The sequence below is a fragment of the Ignatzschineria sp. LJL83 genome, assembly GCF_054871845.1.
Window position 1 is genome coordinate 45,683 of the sequence record NZ_JBTXLY010000008.1, and the last position, 17,392, is coordinate 63,074.

At 37.6% G+C, this 17,392-nt stretch carries 11 protein-coding genes; 5 read left to right on the top strand and 6 right to left on the bottom strand.

The annotated features are described in order from the left end of the window. Window positions 1-123: 123 nt before the first annotated feature. A complete protein-coding gene (locus ACYSN2_RS06515) occupies window positions 124-3,597 on the bottom strand; it encodes a translocation/assembly module TamB domain-containing protein (protein ID WP_461749448.1) in 3,474 nt (1,157 codons plus the stop codon). Window positions 3,598-3,828: 231 nt separating this feature from the next. Further along, a complete protein-coding gene (locus ACYSN2_RS06520) occupies window positions 3,829-4,578 on the bottom strand; it encodes a Nif3-like dinuclear metal center hexameric protein (RefSeq protein WP_461749449.1) in 750 nt (249 codons plus the stop codon). Between the two features lie 563 nt (window positions 4,579-5,141). Between ACYSN2_RS06520 and fdnG the strand changes: the two genes are divergently transcribed. The 4 genes from fdnG (at window position 5,142) to ACYSN2_RS06540 (ending at window position 10,763) form a co-directional block, all read left to right on the top strand. After that, window positions 5,142-8,198, top strand: coding sequence for a formate dehydrogenase-N subunit alpha (fdnG, locus tag ACYSN2_RS06525; protein WP_461749450.1), 3,057 nt, complete (start codon window positions 5,142-5,144; stop codon window positions 8,196-8,198). A 13-nt stretch (window positions 8,199-8,211) separates the two neighbouring features. Further along, window positions 8,212-9,120 (top strand): formate dehydrogenase subunit beta, encoded by a 909-nt coding sequence (gene fdxH / locus ACYSN2_RS06530; RefSeq protein WP_461749451.1) that lies wholly within the window; start codon window positions 8,212-8,214, stop codon window positions 9,118-9,120. Window positions 9,121-9,123: 3 nt separating this feature from the next. Then, window positions 9,124-9,762 (top strand): formate dehydrogenase subunit gamma, encoded by a 639-nt coding sequence (locus tag ACYSN2_RS06535; protein ID WP_461749452.1) that lies wholly within the window; start codon window positions 9,124-9,126, stop codon window positions 9,760-9,762. Window positions 9,763-9,878: 116 nt separating this feature from the next. Continuing rightward, window positions 9,879-10,763: a hypothetical protein gene (locus ACYSN2_RS06540; RefSeq protein ID WP_461749453.1), complete on the top strand. Its 885-nt coding sequence runs from the start codon at window positions 9,879-9,881 to the stop codon at window positions 10,761-10,763. 116 nt (window positions 10,764-10,879) lie between these two features. Here the strand turns inward: ACYSN2_RS06540 and rbsB are convergent, their stop codons facing one another. The 4 genes from rbsB to rbsD all read right to left on the bottom strand — a co-directional run bounded on the left by rbsB (window position 10,880) and on the right by rbsD (window position 14,776). Beyond that, a complete protein-coding gene (gene rbsB, locus ACYSN2_RS06545; protein WP_461749454.1) occupies window positions 10,880-11,767 on the bottom strand; it encodes a ribose ABC transporter substrate-binding protein RbsB in 888 nt (295 codons plus the stop codon). Between the two features lie 116 nt (window positions 11,768-11,883). Then, window positions 11,884-12,831 carry a ribose ABC transporter permease gene (gene rbsC, locus ACYSN2_RS06550; RefSeq protein WP_461749455.1) on the bottom strand — a complete coding sequence of 316 codons (948 nt, stop codon included), beginning with the start codon at window positions 12,829-12,831 and terminating at the stop codon, window positions 11,884-11,886. Continuing rightward, window positions 12,831-14,333 (bottom strand): ribose ABC transporter ATP-binding protein RbsA, encoded by a 1,503-nt coding sequence (rbsA, locus tag ACYSN2_RS06555; RefSeq protein WP_461749456.1) that lies wholly within the window; start codon window positions 14,331-14,333, stop codon window positions 12,831-12,833. Before rbsA ends, rbsC begins: the two co-directional genes overlap by 1 nt. A 2-nt stretch (window positions 14,334-14,335) precedes the next feature. Further along, complete coding sequence (gene rbsD, locus ACYSN2_RS06560) at window positions 14,336-14,776, bottom strand: D-ribose pyranase (RefSeq protein WP_461749457.1); 441 nt, start codon at window positions 14,774-14,776, stop codon at window positions 14,336-14,338. A gap of 329 nt (window positions 14,777-15,105) precedes the next feature. Here rbsD and ACYSN2_RS06565 point away from each other — a divergent pair, with 329 nt between their 5' ends. Beyond that, on the top strand, window positions 15,106-16,782 hold the full coding sequence (locus tag ACYSN2_RS06565) for a hypothetical protein (RefSeq protein ID WP_461749458.1): 1,677 nt from the start codon (window positions 15,106-15,108) through the stop codon (window positions 16,780-16,782). The last annotated feature ends 610 nt before the right edge of the window (window positions 16,783-17,392 follow it).

Below are 17,392 nucleotides of genomic sequence, written 5' to 3' on the forward strand. Positions count from 1 at the left end.
GAGTGAGCTCTAACAGCGTTTTTTAATACTACCCTTTAAAATCTTAAAACTTTAAAAAAGTTCAGCATCAATACATCTAAATCTAGTTTTTTGCATGCTTTATAGAAACAATATTAAACAATCTTAGAAATCTCTTAAATAGTTAATATTAAAACTCTCACCTTCACTCATAAATGCCGTATTAAGGTTAAAGTATTTCATAAAGTTATAGCGGAATATGGCAAATGCACCCTCACTATCTTCTATACCAACCCCTAATCCTACATAAAAACTATTCGCAAAACGTTTCCCTAAGCCAACGCCTGTTGCTCCCGTTGGGGTCGTTACAAACCCTAAATCTGTTAATCCCAACTGATTAGCAATACTCTCTTCAGAACTTGAAATAGGAGCGCCTGTAGCAACTTTACGAACCATATTTAATAACATTAGATTTTCCGTAGGCGATTCTAAATTCGGGCTTCTTCCCAAAAATAAGTAAGATGCTATTTCAATATCCGTCATTGCCGGAGATGAATAAAGCTGAATTCTAGGAGCTTCCACACTTCCTAATACCTTCACCCCCACTTGCATCTCTCTTCCTTCAATTTCATTAACAAACTTACGAGAAGCTTGAATATCTAAAGCGGGGTTTGTAATGGTAGTTCCTGAAAATTGAATTTTTCCGCGATCAAGCGTTAATACTTGTCCATAAATATCAAACTCCCCTTTTCCTACATTTATTACACCTAAACCACGGATAGGTTGTTGGTAATCTTTCAGAACCTTTAAACTACCGCTCAGATTTGCTTTAAGCCCTTCCGCTCCTACAAGAATTTTCTGTCCTAAAATGACATTCAAATCCATCTTGAAATTATCCATAAAACTGCTTTCTCGGCTCTGATCACTTCCATCCCCAATGATGATCGTATCTTCAGATACCGTTACGACTGAACCACCGCTTCCTCCTGATGAATGAAGATACGTTAATTCTGGTACTCGAACTGTTCCCGTTAATTGATATTTATCACCGCCATTTTTACCAGTGCCAACAAATTTCAAGTGAGGAGTGACTTTTACTTTAATATTGTCACTATCTGCAAGTAATAGATTTTCACCATCCGCTGTAATAGCAGTACTGTAATTAGCAATATTGTAATAACCATCTAGTTTTAAGTTACCCTCATTGGTGCCGATATTTCCCTTAATAAAAAACTCCGGCGTTCCCTCTTTGAGATTTACATCTAAATTAATATCTTTCAGACGACTATTTAAAGAGGCCACATATAATCTTCCATCTCTCACTGATAAATCAGCGGCTAATGTCGGTTTATGTAAAGAACCCGTGACTGTTGAGGTAAAATTCACTTGTCCATTTAAATCTTGTAATACTGGGACTAAGGGCGAGACCCAATCAAAGCTCGGGATATTCGCTTTTAGACTTGCATCTACAAGATTCTCTTTAAGAAGATCTGTTAAAGACGCTTTGCCATTAATCGCAAGGTATTTTCCCCAATCTACATTTAAATTAGATGTAATACCTTGAGGCTTCGCCAATACTTCTAATTGTGTTTTATCGAGAGGCACTAGTACTTCCCTGCCTTGTAAGCGATAGCGAATATCTCCTTTTGAAAGTGACACATTCACAATTCCAAGAAAGTCTTCCATGGTTGTAAACTTACCGGCAATAGTGGCATTTGCTTTGGTATTAATAGAAATATCCTCCGGCAAATAGGGTGTCAGTAATGAAGATGGCAAATTATGTAATGTCATAACTGCCGTATTTAGCCCCTTATCCGTTCTTGCACCTTCCGTACAAAACGCCACATAATTTTGCTGATAACAAACAGGACTAAGTTTTACAACTTGTTGCAATGCATTAAAGTAAAAATATGCCGGCTTATTGAGTTTAAAATCACCTACATAAGGAGATTGAACATTCGATTGCTCAAGGAATAGATGAAATGAAGGATCTGTCGTGATATTTTTCAGAGATGCAATCCCTGTCGATTGAATATTTCCTAAAAGACTATTCAATGCATATTTAAATTTATGAGATTCAGCTGTTCCTTTCACATCATAAATCATATTTTCAACCAATACTTCTACAGAACCTTTTGGTGTTAAATCTAAGGGAACATTCTCTGCATACCAAACCTCTTCATCGTCTTCTCCCTCTGAGGTTTTAGTATATTCAATATCTAAAGTATCGCCATATTTCTTAGTAACTTCCTCTATGTCTGCAGGACTTTCTGCTTTTACTAGATCTTTTACCACTAAATCAAACTCAAACTCTTCTGTCAGAGTTCCATCTAAATGCAGGCCAATTAAGGCTAAATAAAATTCCTGGAATTTTAAACGATTCGCTTCTAAAGAGACTTTTGCATCATAATTATCATGTGTACCATTTAATTGCAGAGATTCTAATTGCACTCCAAATGCGGATAATCCCTTCACACTCATATCTGCTGTTAAAAGAGGTTTCATTAAATCCCCTTCTAGATCAATATCCCCATAAACCGATCCTCTGATTCCAGGATGCAATTGTGATAAATAAGGAACATTCATCTTCAAATCCAGATCAAAATCCGATGGTTTATCCATTAACCACAGACTATTGAGCGTGATTTGATTTTTGAGGTTTTTGATATGTAAATAGGTTTTAACCTCATTTAAAGAGGTAATATGATTGTTTAATTTCAATAAAATTGGGTCATTGAGCACATTCTGCCAATCCACGCGCCCATCTAAATTCAGATCAAATTGATCTAAAGTGCCTTTTAACTCACTATTTAAAGCAAGATTTAATTCATTCCCTTGTATCAAGGCATCTTGCGCATAAACTGCTAAATTAAGATCCAATAATTCTGTTTCTGCTGTGACATCGCCATTTAAAGCCACTATAAAAGGAAGATCGATATCACTTCCTACTAAAACCTGCAGATCGCCTATCGCATCTTTTAACCGCAAATGATTATCCACTAAAGTGAGCGCTTCTATCCTGAAGTTATTGACTGCTAAATGCGTATCGCCGATTTTCAACGTACTGCTATCTAAATCTACAAGTGACAATGTTGCATTGATTGGGATATTCAGATCTTTTAATGAAAATGGCGTTGTACTCTCTGTTTCAGACGGAGCTAGTACTTCTGCAATGGGCGTAAAGTTTAAATCCGCCCCTGAAATCTGCAATGATTCAATGTCTACATTTTTTTCTAATAATTGCCAATAATCCCATTTCAAAGCGATATATGGAATTTCTAATGCCGGGTAATTCGGTAAACGCACTTCTACATTTTTTAAACTAAAGTCTTTACCTAATCTACCATTTGCCTCTTCAATAGAGACATATTCAGAGGCGTAACGATTCGCGAGATACGTCAATGTTTTTAATCCCGCTTGTGTATCTATAAAAAAATAGAGCAAAGAGATGACTAAAATGACAAGCATGAACACTGTACTAAATATAGATGTGATCAAACGGCCCAATAAAGAACGTTTCTTTTTTTTAGGTCGCGGTTTTTTAATGTTGTTGGATTCGCTTTCAGAAGCCTGCTGAGCGGTATCTGCTTGCAAATCGTTCTCATTGCTTGTTTCAAGATCATCTTGCGGTACTGACATTTATATATTTCCTTGGTCAAAAGCATTTTATGAATGCTTCCCTAGATTTATTGACTCTGTTTATTTATTTCTGTCGAATGCGTCATGAATAGCATGCTTAGCAATATTCAAATGACTTGTCAGAAGAGAACATCCTTATGGATTTGATCCATTGATTACAATCATTCTAGGAGCATTACACTATCCCCAACTGCATCGCCATTTTCTATGACTCAATCGCTTATTTTACATCTAAATAGGGTTATTAATATCTATAAATTCCACATCTAAATGATAATTATCTGCCAACCACTGCCCCAAAGCTTTTACACCATCTCGCTCTGTTGCATGATGCCCCGCCGCAATAAAATGAATGCCTAGTTCCCTTGCAATATAGATGGTTCTCTCCGACACTTCTCCGGTAATAAATGCATCAAAGCCGGCATTTGCCACTTCTTCTAAATAATCTTGTGCAGCCCCCGTACACCAAGCGATTTTTTTCAGCACTTTAGGACCTGAAGCTTCAATAAAAGGTTGTCTATGAAGCGTTTTATCAATGATTTTCGAGAAAGTCACAATGTCCATCTCAACCGGTAAATCTCCCGTTAGCACTAATGGCTGATTATCAGAAAGTGGAGCGATATTTTGAACATTCAAGAGATTCCCCAACAATACGTTATTTCCAAGTTCCGAATGTAAATCTAACGGCAGATGATATGCATACAGATTAATACCGTTTTCAATGAGTTTTTTAATTCTTTGATATTTCATCCCTTTAATAAGAGGAGATTCACTTTTCCAAAAATACCCATGATGGACCAAAATCGCATCTACTTCTCTTTCAATGGCGATTTCAATCAATTCTAAACTTGCGGTAACGCCAGTTAAAATTCTTTTTACCTCTTGTTTCCCTTCTATCTGCAAACCATTCGGAACATAATCCTTAATTGAATTGCTCTCTAATTTTTGATTAATAATATTTTCAAGTTCTAAATTATTCATAGCACGGTCTTTAACAAAGTAATGGAAGAAAAAAGGGTTATAAACGCATATTTAATGGTATCCATTCAACTCGCTTATTATATTGTTATTGAGTTTTATTCCATTAGAAATGGAATCATGAGAGAAACTATTAGGCACTCACATATGAGCTTCGCCCTCTTTCTACAAGTAAATCGAGAAAAGAGTACTCTCATTTCAAAACTCAACATCTAGAAAAGTATACCTGAAATCAAATCTAAAATTATCATTTCACAGAGTAAACACTCAATAATATTAAAACGCTCTCTTTGAAGATCTTTAAATTCTATTTTTCATCATAGCTCACTATTCTATTCATGAAGCGATAAAACCCATCTTATTGTTATTTAAGAAATATCCTCAATGACATTTTGAATTCTCTCGCCTCTGTGGATGAATACAAACATTTACACATGTTGAAATATTATCCTTTTTATAAAGATAAAATATAACGTTTATTTTGTGAATATCCCCTAGATTAGCAACGGTTATATACTTTAAAAGTCATCATTGCCGTTCATTTCTGGAATAGAAAGGTATCGATTATGCACTTATCAAGACGGCAATTTTTTAAAGTTTCGGCAGGAACTGTAGGCGGAACAAGCCTTGCAGCACTTGGAATGGTTCCAAATATTTCAGAAGCAGCAGTACGAGAGTATAAAATCTCTAGAGCAAAAGAGACTCGTACAGTATGTACTTATTGCTCAGTCGGTTGCGGTATGCTCGTATATTCTATGGGTGGAAAATCTAAAAATTCCCATGCCGAGATTATGCATATTGAGGGAGATCCCGATCATCCTGTTAGTCGAGGCTCTCTCTGCCCGAAAGGTGCCGGCGTCATTGATTTTGTGCATAGCCCTAATCGCGTGAAATATCCTGAAGTTCGCCGCCCTGGCTCTGATACATGGGAACCAATCTCGTGGGATTCTGCGCTTGATGAAATAGCTAGGTTTATGAAAGATGACCGTGATGAAAACTTCCAAGCAAAAAATAAGGACGGTGTTACCGTCAATCGCTGGACTTCTACTGGATTTTTAGCAACATCAGCAACCACCAATGAGAATGGTTTTATTACCGGCAAATTTGTTCGCTCCCTTGGCATGCTCTCTATTGATAACCAAGCACGTGTTTGCCACGGTTCAACCGTAGCAAGTTTAGCGGCAACTTTTGGCCGTGGTGCTATGACAAACCACTGGGTCGATATTCGTAATGCCGATGTCATTTTAGTCATGGGCGGAAATGCCGCTGAAGCGCATCCTGTGGGTTTTAAATGGGCAATCGAAGGTAAAAAACGGGGTGCAAAACTTCTGTGCGTGGATCCTCGATTTAATCGAACCGCTGCCGTTGCCGACTTCTATGCGCCAATTCGTTCTGGCTCTGATATTGTCTTTCTCGGCGGCTTAATTCGCTGGCTGATTGAAAATAATAAAATCAACTGGGAATATGTGCGTGAATATACCAATGCGAAATTCATCATGCATCCTGATTATGATTTTGAAGATGGCTTATTCTCGGGCTGGGATCCTAAATCAGGAAAATATGAACGAGAATCTTGGACATACGATCTTGATGAAAATGGCTATGCGAAACTGGATACTTCTCATGATCTTTCCCATCCTCGCTCTGTATTCAACATGATGAAAAAACATTATGAGAAATACACGCCGGAAATGGTCAATCGTGTGACAGGAACGCCCATTGAAGATTTCCTCCATGTTGCAAAAACTCTTGGAGAATGCTCAGCAAATAACCGTGTTTCTACGATTTTATATGCACTGGGCTGGACGCAACATACTGTTGGTACGCAGATGATTCGTACTATGGCAATGGTGCAACTTCTTTTAGGAAATATGGGCGTTCCCGGCGGTGGCGTGAATGCACTTCGTGGACATTCCAATATTCAAGGTTTAACAGACTTAGGTCTGCTTTCAACGCAGTTGCCGGCATATCTCAATCTTCCAAGCGATTCTCAAGATAGCTATGAGAAATATATTACAGAAACAACGCCCAAAGCCCTTCGTCCTGAACAGATGAACTATTGGAAAAACACGCCTAAATTCTTCAATAGTATGATGAAAACCTTTTATGGAAAACATGCGACAAAAGCCAATAACTTCGCATTTGATTACCTTCCAAAATGGGACAAAATGTATGACATTATTCACTCATTTGAAATGATGCGTAATGGCGAAATGAATGGCTATATCTGTCAAGGATTCAATCCTTTAGCGGCAATTCCAGATTCCAATAAAAATAGAGAATCTCTTTCAAAACTGAAATACCTTGTGGTGATTGATCCACAAACCACAGAAACAGGTAGCTTCTGGGAAAATCACGGCAAACATAATGACAGCGATCCCAAAGAGATCATGACAACGGTTTTCCGTTTGCCGGCAAACTGTTTTGTGGAAGGAAAAGGTTCTATTGTGAACTCTGCTCGCTGGCTTCAATGGCATTACCAAGCGGCAGATGCACCTGGAGAATCTAAAGGGGATACTGAGATTCTATCTCGCCTACTCTTTAAACTTCGTGAACTCTATGCAAAAGAAGGTGGTGCTTTCCATGAACCCATTATGAATATTCAGTGGGATTACGCACAGCCCTTATTCCCAACGCCGGAAGAGATTACCAAAGAACAAAATGGTTATGCCTTAGAGGATCTCTACGATGCGAATGGTAATATCATTCGTAAAAAAGGCGAGCTTTTAAGTAGCTTTGCCGAACTTCGTGCCGATGGTTCAACCGCTTCTGGTTGCTGGATTTATGCCGGCTCTTGGACAGAAGCAGGCAACCAAATGGCGCGCCGAGATAATAGCGATCCCTCAGGTTTAGGAATCACTTCAAAATGGGCGTGGGCTTGGCCGGCAAATAGACGAATTCTCTATAACCGAGCTTCTGCCGATAGAATGGGAAATCCTTGGGATCCAAAACGCCGTCTATTTAAATGGAATGATGAAAAATGGGTTGGTTGGGATGTGCCAGACTTTGATGCAACGGCAAAACCTGGCAGTGATATGAATCCTTTCATTATGAATCCTGAAGGGGTTGGACGATTATCATCCGCCGATAAACTCGTCGATGGACCGTTCCCAACGCACTTTGAAGCGATGGAAAATCCGCTTGGTTATAATCCGCTCTATTCACAAGTGAATAACCCTGCGGTGCGGATCTTTAAACGAGATCGTGAACTTCTCGGTTCTCATGAAGATTTCCCTTATGTCGGCACAACGTACCGTTTAACAGAGCATTTCCAATTCTGGACGAAAAATGCACTGCTTGCGGCAATTACGCAACCGGAACAATTTGTAGAAATCAGCGAAGAACTCGCGGCCGAAAAAGGGATTAATATTGGCGACAAAGTCAAAGTTTCTTCCAATCGTGGCTTTATTGAAGCCGTTGCCGTTGTGACTAAACGAATCACACCTTTAACGGTCGATGGAAAAACCATTCATCAAGTCGGCGTTCCACTGCATTGGGGCTTTGAAAGCGTGGCACAAAAAGGATTTATGACAAACTTCCTGCCTGTTGCCGTGGGAGATGCTAATACACAAACTCCTGAATATAAAACATTCCTTGTGAATATCGAACCACTCAACGCATAAGAGGCTGCTGAAAATGATTTTAGAATCCTTAGATATTAAACAACGTTCCGCAACCTCAACGAAATCGCCGGATGTTCGTAAGCCTGTAGTGGAAGTTGCAAAGCTCATCGATGTGACAACTTGTATCGGCTGTAAAGCTTGTCAAGTTGCGTGCTCTGAATGGAATGATATTCGAGATGTTGTGGGAACTTGCGATGGAACCTATAACAATCCCCCTGATCTCACCAATGATTCTTGGACGGTGATGCGCTTCAATGAAACCACAGAAAATGGCAAACTTGAATGGCTGATTCGTAAAGATGGCTGCATGCACTGCGAAGATCCGGGCTGTTTAAAAGCCTGTCCTTCTCCCGGTGCCATTGTGCAATACAATAATGGAATCGTGGATTTCAATCAAGAAAACTGCATTGGCTGTGGTTACTGTATTACCGGCTGCCCTTTCGATATTCCCCGTTTAAGTAAGAAAGATAATAAAGCCTATAAATGCTCGCTCTGCTCTGATCGCATTGCCGTAGGACAAGAGCCTGCTTGCGTGAAGTCTTGCCCAACAGGTGCGATTCAATTTGGGTCTAAAGAAGATATGAAAGTGTATGCAAATATGCGCATCAAAGATCTCAATGATCGTGGCTATGAAAATGCCGGTCTTTATGATCCTGCCGGCGTTGGCGGAACCCATGTGATGTATGTGCTTCATCATGCAGATAATCCTAAACTTTATAGTGGCTTACCAAAAGATCCACAAATTAGCCCGATCACAAGTCTTTGGAAAGGCTTCTTAAAACCACTTTCCACATTTGGAATTGCGGCAGCAATCTTTACTGGATTTTTACATTACGTAACCGTAGGACCGAGTCGCGCTGATGATCCTGATGAAGGAAAAGACGTGATTGATCCCAAGAAAAACTCTAAAAAAGGAGAATAAGCGATGACTAAAAATAGATTGATCAAACGCTATTCCGCATCTGAACGTATTAATCATTGGATTGTTGCGGCATGCTTTATTCTTTTAGCATTTTCAGGATTAGCTTTTTTCTATCCAAGCTTTTTCTGGTTCAGCCAAATATTTGGCACACCACAAATGGCACGAATTGTGCATCCTTTTGTCGGCGTGATTATGTTTGTTGGCTTTTTTGTGCAATTTTTTCGATATGTGAGTCGCAACTTCATTAACAAAGAAGATATCAAATGGGCTTTCTCTGTTAAGAAAGTCATTAAAGGCGAACATATGCCGAATGTCGGGAAATATAATGCCGGTCAAAAAATCATGTTTTGGATCATGTCTTTAACAATGATTATTTTAATCGTTACTGGCATTATGATGTGGCAACCCTACTTTGCGAATGAGTTTAGTATTCCGCTTCGAAGAATTGCGATTTTACTTCATGCATGGTCTGCACTGATTCTCATCGCATCAATTATCGTGCATGTGTATGCGGCTATTTGGGTGAAAGGGACGATTCGAGCAATGACAGAAGGCGTTGTTACTGAAAAATGGGCAGAGAGTCATCATCCTCTGTGGCACAAAGAAGTGACCACGCCCTCAAAAACAGATGATGCAAAATAAATAATTTACATTCATTATTATATAATTATTATCATTAATACTTCTATGAAAACCAGCTCTCTCAATAGCTGGTTTTCACGTAACTCCAAAAAATTTGATAATGAGATCTATTTTATATGGAAATGAATTCAACTAGTACTACTCAAGAAATTGTCCAAGTAATATTTCCTGAAAAAAATAATTACTTACTTCGTTTGCAATCACTAGAAATTGCCCTTCAAAAACAACCTCATTCCCCAATTATTCCATTCTTAATGGCAATTGTATCTGCTCAAAATACTATTTTTCAATCTCTAAATTGTCAGAATACACCGATTTCCTTTTCTCAAAAATCATCCATCATTAATACTGCAAATCTTTCAGAGAATTTCAAACAAGCAACTATTCTTCTGTGTGAATCTCTTATAGAGATATTCGAAAAATCAGATGATTCTCAGAAATATAGTGAAATTATCAAAATATTACTGAATCTATTAGAAAAAATTGAAGATGCGCACCAAAATAACAAGTATTTCCAAAAAATTTTAAATCTTGATTTAGAATTGATTCCTGCACCTAAACGCATATTTCTACTAACATCCATGCAAGCATTGTTACATTCTTTCGCAACGAACTGTTCTGTAGGTGAAAAACATATGGTCGATAATAAAGAGTCCTGTCCATGTTGTAAAATGCCGGCAATTAGTAGTGTATTAGATAACTCTGAGCATGGATTGCGTTATCTCTACTGTAGTTTTTGTGAAACGAAATGGCATGTCGTTCGAAGTACCTGCACTATTTGTGATAGCAATCAATTTCTTTATCGAGATAAAATTGAACAACTCAACAGCCCAATGCATGCTGAAGTATGCGATGAATGTTATAGCTATTTAAAATTTCTAGATCGTAGTCAAACCCCTAACTCAGATCCATTTATTGAAGATTTAATCACTCTTCCATTATCTATAAAACTATCAAATGCACACTATAAGACCTTCGGTTTAAATCCCTATCTTGTATAAATAATCTTAATAAATACAAAAACCTCTTACTTTATAAAAGTAGAGGTTTCTTTATTGACCCCTAAGACTCAAATAATATTTATAAGTCAAAAAGAATCCCTTTCGACTACTATTTATTATTTTGTAATCACTTTTAATTCCACAGGAATATTACTATCAGGCGCTTCACCTTTAATAATTAAATCAGCCGCTTCCACGCCTTTTGCGCCAATCAATTCTGGTTGCTGAGCAATCGTTGCTGCCATTTGACCACGTTCAACAGCTTTGATGGCATCTTCTGTACCATCAAAACCCACCACTAAAATATTACTATTTCCAGCAGAACGAATGGCGCGAATGGCGCCTAATGCCATTTCGTCATTTTCCGCAAATACGGCTTGAACATTTGGATTTGCAGTTAACAGATTTTGCATAACATTCATGCCTTTTGCTCTATCAAAATCCGCAGGTTGCGCAGCAATAATTGTAAAATCATGCTCAGATTGCGCTTGTTTAAAGCCCTCTCCACGCTCACGAGATGCCGATGTTCCCGTAATTCCCTGAAGCTGAATAACTTTCACATCATTGCCTAATTGCTCAACAATGTAATCCCCGGCAATTTTTCCACCGGCAACATTATCAGATGCAATATGGCTGACAACCTCTCCTTTAAGACTTTCTCTATCAAGGGTAATTACCGGCACACCAGCTTTATTAGCAGCAGATATGGCATTTCCAACGGCTTCTGAATCTGTAGGATTAATTAATAAAACTTTCGTCCCTTTTACGAGAATATCTTCCACGTTTGCAAGCTCTTTTGCTGGATTATTTTGAGAATCTAATACCACTAATTCATAACCGAGCTCATTCGCTTTTTGTACCGCACCATCTTTCAATGTCACAAAAAAAGGATTATTTAAAGTAGATACTACAAGCGCCATTTTCTCTTGTGAAAAAGCAACACTTCCCATTAAACCAATACTTAAAGCACTCACTAACGCCGTTTTTAATAGATGTTTTTTCATAAATACTCCTAATTAAATAATGTTGTAATATCATTACGATACTATTAAAAATAATTTTACAGATACCTTTTAAAACGTCTTATATTGATCCTTTGAATTGTTTTACCCACCAATTTTTAAGAACGAACTGTTTTATTATCAATTAAAACTGCTAATAAAATGACACTCCCTTTTACAATCATCTGATAATAAGCATCCACGCCCAATAAGTTCATCCCGTTATTTAAGAATCCTAAAATCAAGGCACCAATTAAAGTGCCAATAATTTTCCCTCTTCCACCTGCCATGCTTGTTCCGCCTAATACAACTGCGGCAATGGCATCCATTTCATATCCCATTCCGGCGGTTGGTTGCGCAGATGATAATCTCGAAACCTCGATCATTGCCGCAACAGCGCAAAGTAAACCACTTAGCATATAGACAATAATTTTCACTCGATCCACATTAATGCCGGATAATTTTGTCGCAGCTTCATTTCCCCCAACGGCATAAATATGTCTGCCTAATTTCGTAAACTTTAAAAGATACCAAGCGGCAATAAACACTAGCGCCATAATAATAATCGGTACAGGAACCCCCAATACTCGGCCAAAACCAATCCACTCAAACATAAAGGCATAATCACTCATTCCAAGTCCAATCGGACTTCCTTGAGTATATACTTGCGTTGCCCCTCGGATAATCAACATCATCACTAATGTAGCAATAAATGCTTGAAGCTTCCCTTTTGCGATAATAATCCCAGAACTACAGCCGATCAAAGCGCCTAATGCTAAAGCGGCAATAATGGCGATAAAAGGATTCATATCATGCCCAATAATGGATGCGGCAACAGCGCCCGTTAAAGCAAAAACGGAACCCACAGAAAGATCGATGCCACTTGTTAAAATTACTAAAGTCATTCCTACGGCGATAATTGCATTTACAGAGGTTTGTTGCAGAATATTGTAGATATTATTCAGCGTGAAGAAATTTTCATTTAACGTTGAAACACCAATGATTAATACGACTAATGCAATCAGCGATTTCTGATCTATTAAAAACTTTTTAATCCCGTGTTGCATTACACTTCTCCTTCTATTTTACCAACCGCAGCTGTCATAATTTTCTCTTGTGTCGCTTCATCGTGTGTGAATTCTGCTGTGATTTTGCCTTCGTGCATCACAAGGATTCGATCGCTCATTCCTAATACTTCCGGCATTTCCGAGGATACTAAAATCACACTTAATCCTCGTGCTTTAAATTCATTAATCAAATCATAAATCTCTTTTTTCGCCCCAACATCAACACCCCGTGTGGGTTCATCTAAAATCAACACTTTCGGCTGAGTCATTAACCCTTTTGCAATCGCAATTTTCTGCTGATTTCCGCCGGAAAGTAGAGAGATATTTTGCTCTAAATGAGGTGTTTTAATATTAAAAGCATCGATATATTCTTTCACAGCAACAATTTCCTCTTTTAATCTTAAACTTTTAGTCATTCCCTGAAACAGGTCTAATGAACTTAAGGTCATATTCTCTTTTACGCTCATGGATAGCACTAAACCATCTCGTTTTCGGTCTTCAGAAATATACACAATGCCATATTTGAGAGCTTCTACTGCCGAACGAATAGAGATGGTTTTTCCTTCTAACTCAACCCTTCCCGAACTTTTAGAATTTGCGCCGTAAATCGCTTTCATTAACTCTGTTCTGCCAGATCCCATTAATCCGGCAATACCTAAAATCTCTCCCTTTTTCAATTCAAAGCTTACGCCATTGACGCCGTCCGCATGAAGGTCTTTCACCGCCAAAATCGTATCACCGGCATCTTTATCTAATCGAGGATATTGATCTTCTAGTTTTCGCCCAACCATTAACTCAATCAACGTTTCTTCCATTAACTCGCTAACAGGTTTTTCGGCGACAAATTGTCCATCTCGAATCACCGTCACATCATCACATATTTCAAATATCTCTTTTAACCGATGAGAAATATAGACAATGCCAACACCTTCTGCTTTTAACTCCCGAATCACGCTAAATAATGCTTCGGTTTCTGTATCTGTTAAGGCATCCGTGGGTTCATCCATAATGATGACTTTTGTGTCATAACTTAAAACTTTTGCAATCTCCACCATCTGCTGGCCACCGATGGATAATTCCCCCAAAAGCGTATCGGTACTATAAGGAACATTTAATCGATCCAATAAGACTTGTGCTTCCACATGCATCTTTTTCCAGTTAATACAGCCGAAACGATTGGTAAATTCTCGTCCTAAAAAGATATTTTCAGCAATGGATAATTCAGGAATTAAATTCAATTCTTGATGGATAATCCCAATGCCAGCAATTTGAGATTCTCGAGGATTTTTAAAGATCACTTCATCATTTAAATATTCAATCTTACCGGTATCTTTACTATAAATGCCGGTCAGCACCTTCATTAAAGTAGACTTTCCCGCCCCATTTTCACCTAATAACGCCATAACTTTGCCGGCATATACATTTAAATTTACTTTATTTAGAGCTTGAACGCCGGGAAAAGCTTTGCTGACTTCCTGAATACTCAATAATTTTTCATTCATGATTAAAACACCACGCCTGATTCTAAAATAATATTCGCATAAGGCGTACATTCCCCTGTGCGAACAATCGCTTTGCAAGGTTCTAATTGCGTTTTAGCCTTAAATTCTTCGTGGGAAACATACTCAATGATAATCGCCGGTTTATTCAATGCTTCTCTATTTTTTTGAGAATAACTTTCTATTAATTTCAATGTCGCTGTATGAAGTTCTGGATTTTGAGTTTCAATCTCATCGGCTAAAATCACCTTTTCTATCTGCATCACTTCCATGATCGCTTGTAAGGTTTCAATGAAACTTGGAACACCGGGAATAAGCGCTAAATCAATGCGTGTTACGCTGTTTGGAATCGGTAATCCTGCATCTGCAACAACAAGTTGATCTGTATGTCCAAGTCTTGCAAGTACACTATTTACCTCACTATTGAGCATTTTACTTTTAAACATATATTGATTACCTCAAAAAAACACAAGTAACTAAATACACTATTCAATAAAAATTGATAATTATTAAAAATAATATCTAATAAATTTATACTATTTAATGAAAAATTGTTTATATAAAAAATAATTCATTTGAGGAATATCGATTTAAATCATCTTTTAAAATCATTGTCTAAGTATCAAAAAGTGACTATAACTACGTAATGAAGACTACCTTCTCATGAGAATCTTGATTCTTTCATGCCCTTTTCATACGCTTTATATTATGATTAAACATTCCCTATTCTTTTGAAATATCATCTTGATAACACCATTTAATAGAAGGCGTGTACATGCGGGCATTCAAATCGATCAGTATCTCTATTTTAAGTATCGCAATACTTCTACTGTCGTTAAGTTTCACATCGATCTCTTTTTCTGAAGAAATTTCAAATCAAGAGCGCATCACGAAACTCAATGATATTGAACTTAAGATTGCAGATATCAATCAGCGCCGAAGTGAATTGCAGAAAGAGATTAATCGCAAGGATATATCGGAAGATGAGAAACAAGATCTCACGCAGCGCTTACAAACGCTCAATCATCAAAGTAAGGAATTCGCTTCGCTCTTTGAGCAGACGGTGTTGGGCGGTATTGATATCTCCCTTTTTACCGAAGTAAAACCCGATCCCGCAACGGCGAATTTAAACTATAATTGGCAACAAGAAATTTTACAGATTCTTCAGCCTTTCTTTGCGCAGATGCAAAGAGCGACCGAGAAAACGCAGCAAATTGATCTTCTACATGAAGAGCAAAAAGAGTTACAGAAGAAAATTTCACTGGCAAAATCAGGCTTAAATACGCTTGAAACCATTCATTCAGATGAGCTTAATGATAATTCTCAAAAGTTACTGACCAAAGTCAATGATGAATGGAGTGATCGCCTGAAATCCCTTGAGCATCAGGAAAGTATTGTTCAGCTAAAACTACTAGATTTAACGGATAATCGACATTTCTTCCGCAAGTTTATCGATAATCTCTGGGATTTTGTGACTCATGAAGGGATTGCGCTACTCTTTGCCTTTGCCATTTCCATCTCCACCTATTACGGCATTAGTAAGCTCATTATCCTTTTTACCCATTATCAGAGAAAAGATAAACTTCGTGTTGTTGATTTTAAATGGCGCTTAACGCTCCTCATTTTACAAGCCATCAATATTCTCTCGGCATTGATGATCTTCCTTGTGATTTTACATACCACCGGCAATATTATGCTCTTTGGGCTTGCGGCATTGTTACTGCTCTTTATTGTCATTAGTTTCCGAAATACCATTCCCAACTATATTCACAGATTGCGTGTATTCCTCAATCTTGGGCAAGCACGAGAAGGTGAACGTGTCATTTATAATGAGATTCCGTGGGAAATTTCCAAAATTAATCTCTATAACGTCTATCTCACAAATCCCCTGTTAGATAATGGCGAACTTCGAGTAACCATTGATCTTCTTGATAAAATCTATTCTCGTCATACCAATACCGATGAATTATGGTTCCCCAGCCGAAAAGGAGATTTTTTACTGCTTCCCGATAAACGCATTGTGAATGTCATTCGTCAAACGCCGGAATCTGTCTACTTAGATCATAATAGTTCCACCATCGTGATGCCGACCGCAGAATTTTATAAGCTCAAATTTAGTAACCTTTCCCGAGGTTATAACTTAACGCTCAATTTCACGCTTGAAGATTCTCCGGAACATCGTCTCTCTTTTACCGATGTGGAAAGCACCATCTCCGCCGGTATTATTAAAGAGATGGAAAAAATGCATGAATCATTGCCGGCATCTATTAAGAAGATTTCGCTTACAGTTCGCCAGCTCATGAGTAGCAATACGACAAGTTATCAGCTCATTGTGGATCTCTCAGCAAACTCTGCGAAACATTATCTTCTCGCAAAAGGTGCGCTCAACAGCGCCGTAATTCTTTCAGCACGAGAACAATCTTGGAATATTTTATTAACGGAAAATATCTAATTTCACGCTAAATCCCTTTTTTCAAATAGGCACTTGGGATTCATATTTTTATCTCTCATTAGATGACTTTTTAGATTATTTTCCAAATTCACTTCCAGAAAACCTGTAACACATTCTGTTACAGGTTTTTTCTTCTTACAATTTTGCTACTTTAAAGACATTTCTTCATGTAGATAACTCTTCAATATCCTTTCTTAGCTTCTACTTTTTTATCAATCAATCCCCGAAATTGATATTTATTTACTATTCAAAATTCAACATCTCTTTGCTGAAAGCATCATTTTATCTAACTTTGTTTAAAATAAAGGCGAAAAAAATGATAAAAAAATAAATTTTTATCAAGAAAAAAGACTCAATATTATCTTTTTTAATAAATGGATAAAAATTATACAATTATGCTTTTTAGCCTGTTATGAACCGTTTTTATCATACAAAAAAAATACCACTACAATTCCACTACACAAAAAATCCTTCCTTAAAAAAATTATGTTAAATCTAAGCCATCAGAGCGGATTTCAGCTTTTTCTCATAAAATGAGATTCTGCGAGTCGATTTTATGAGATTTTTAAAATGAGTGATAACTGAATGAAATCATACTGTTAAAGTTATC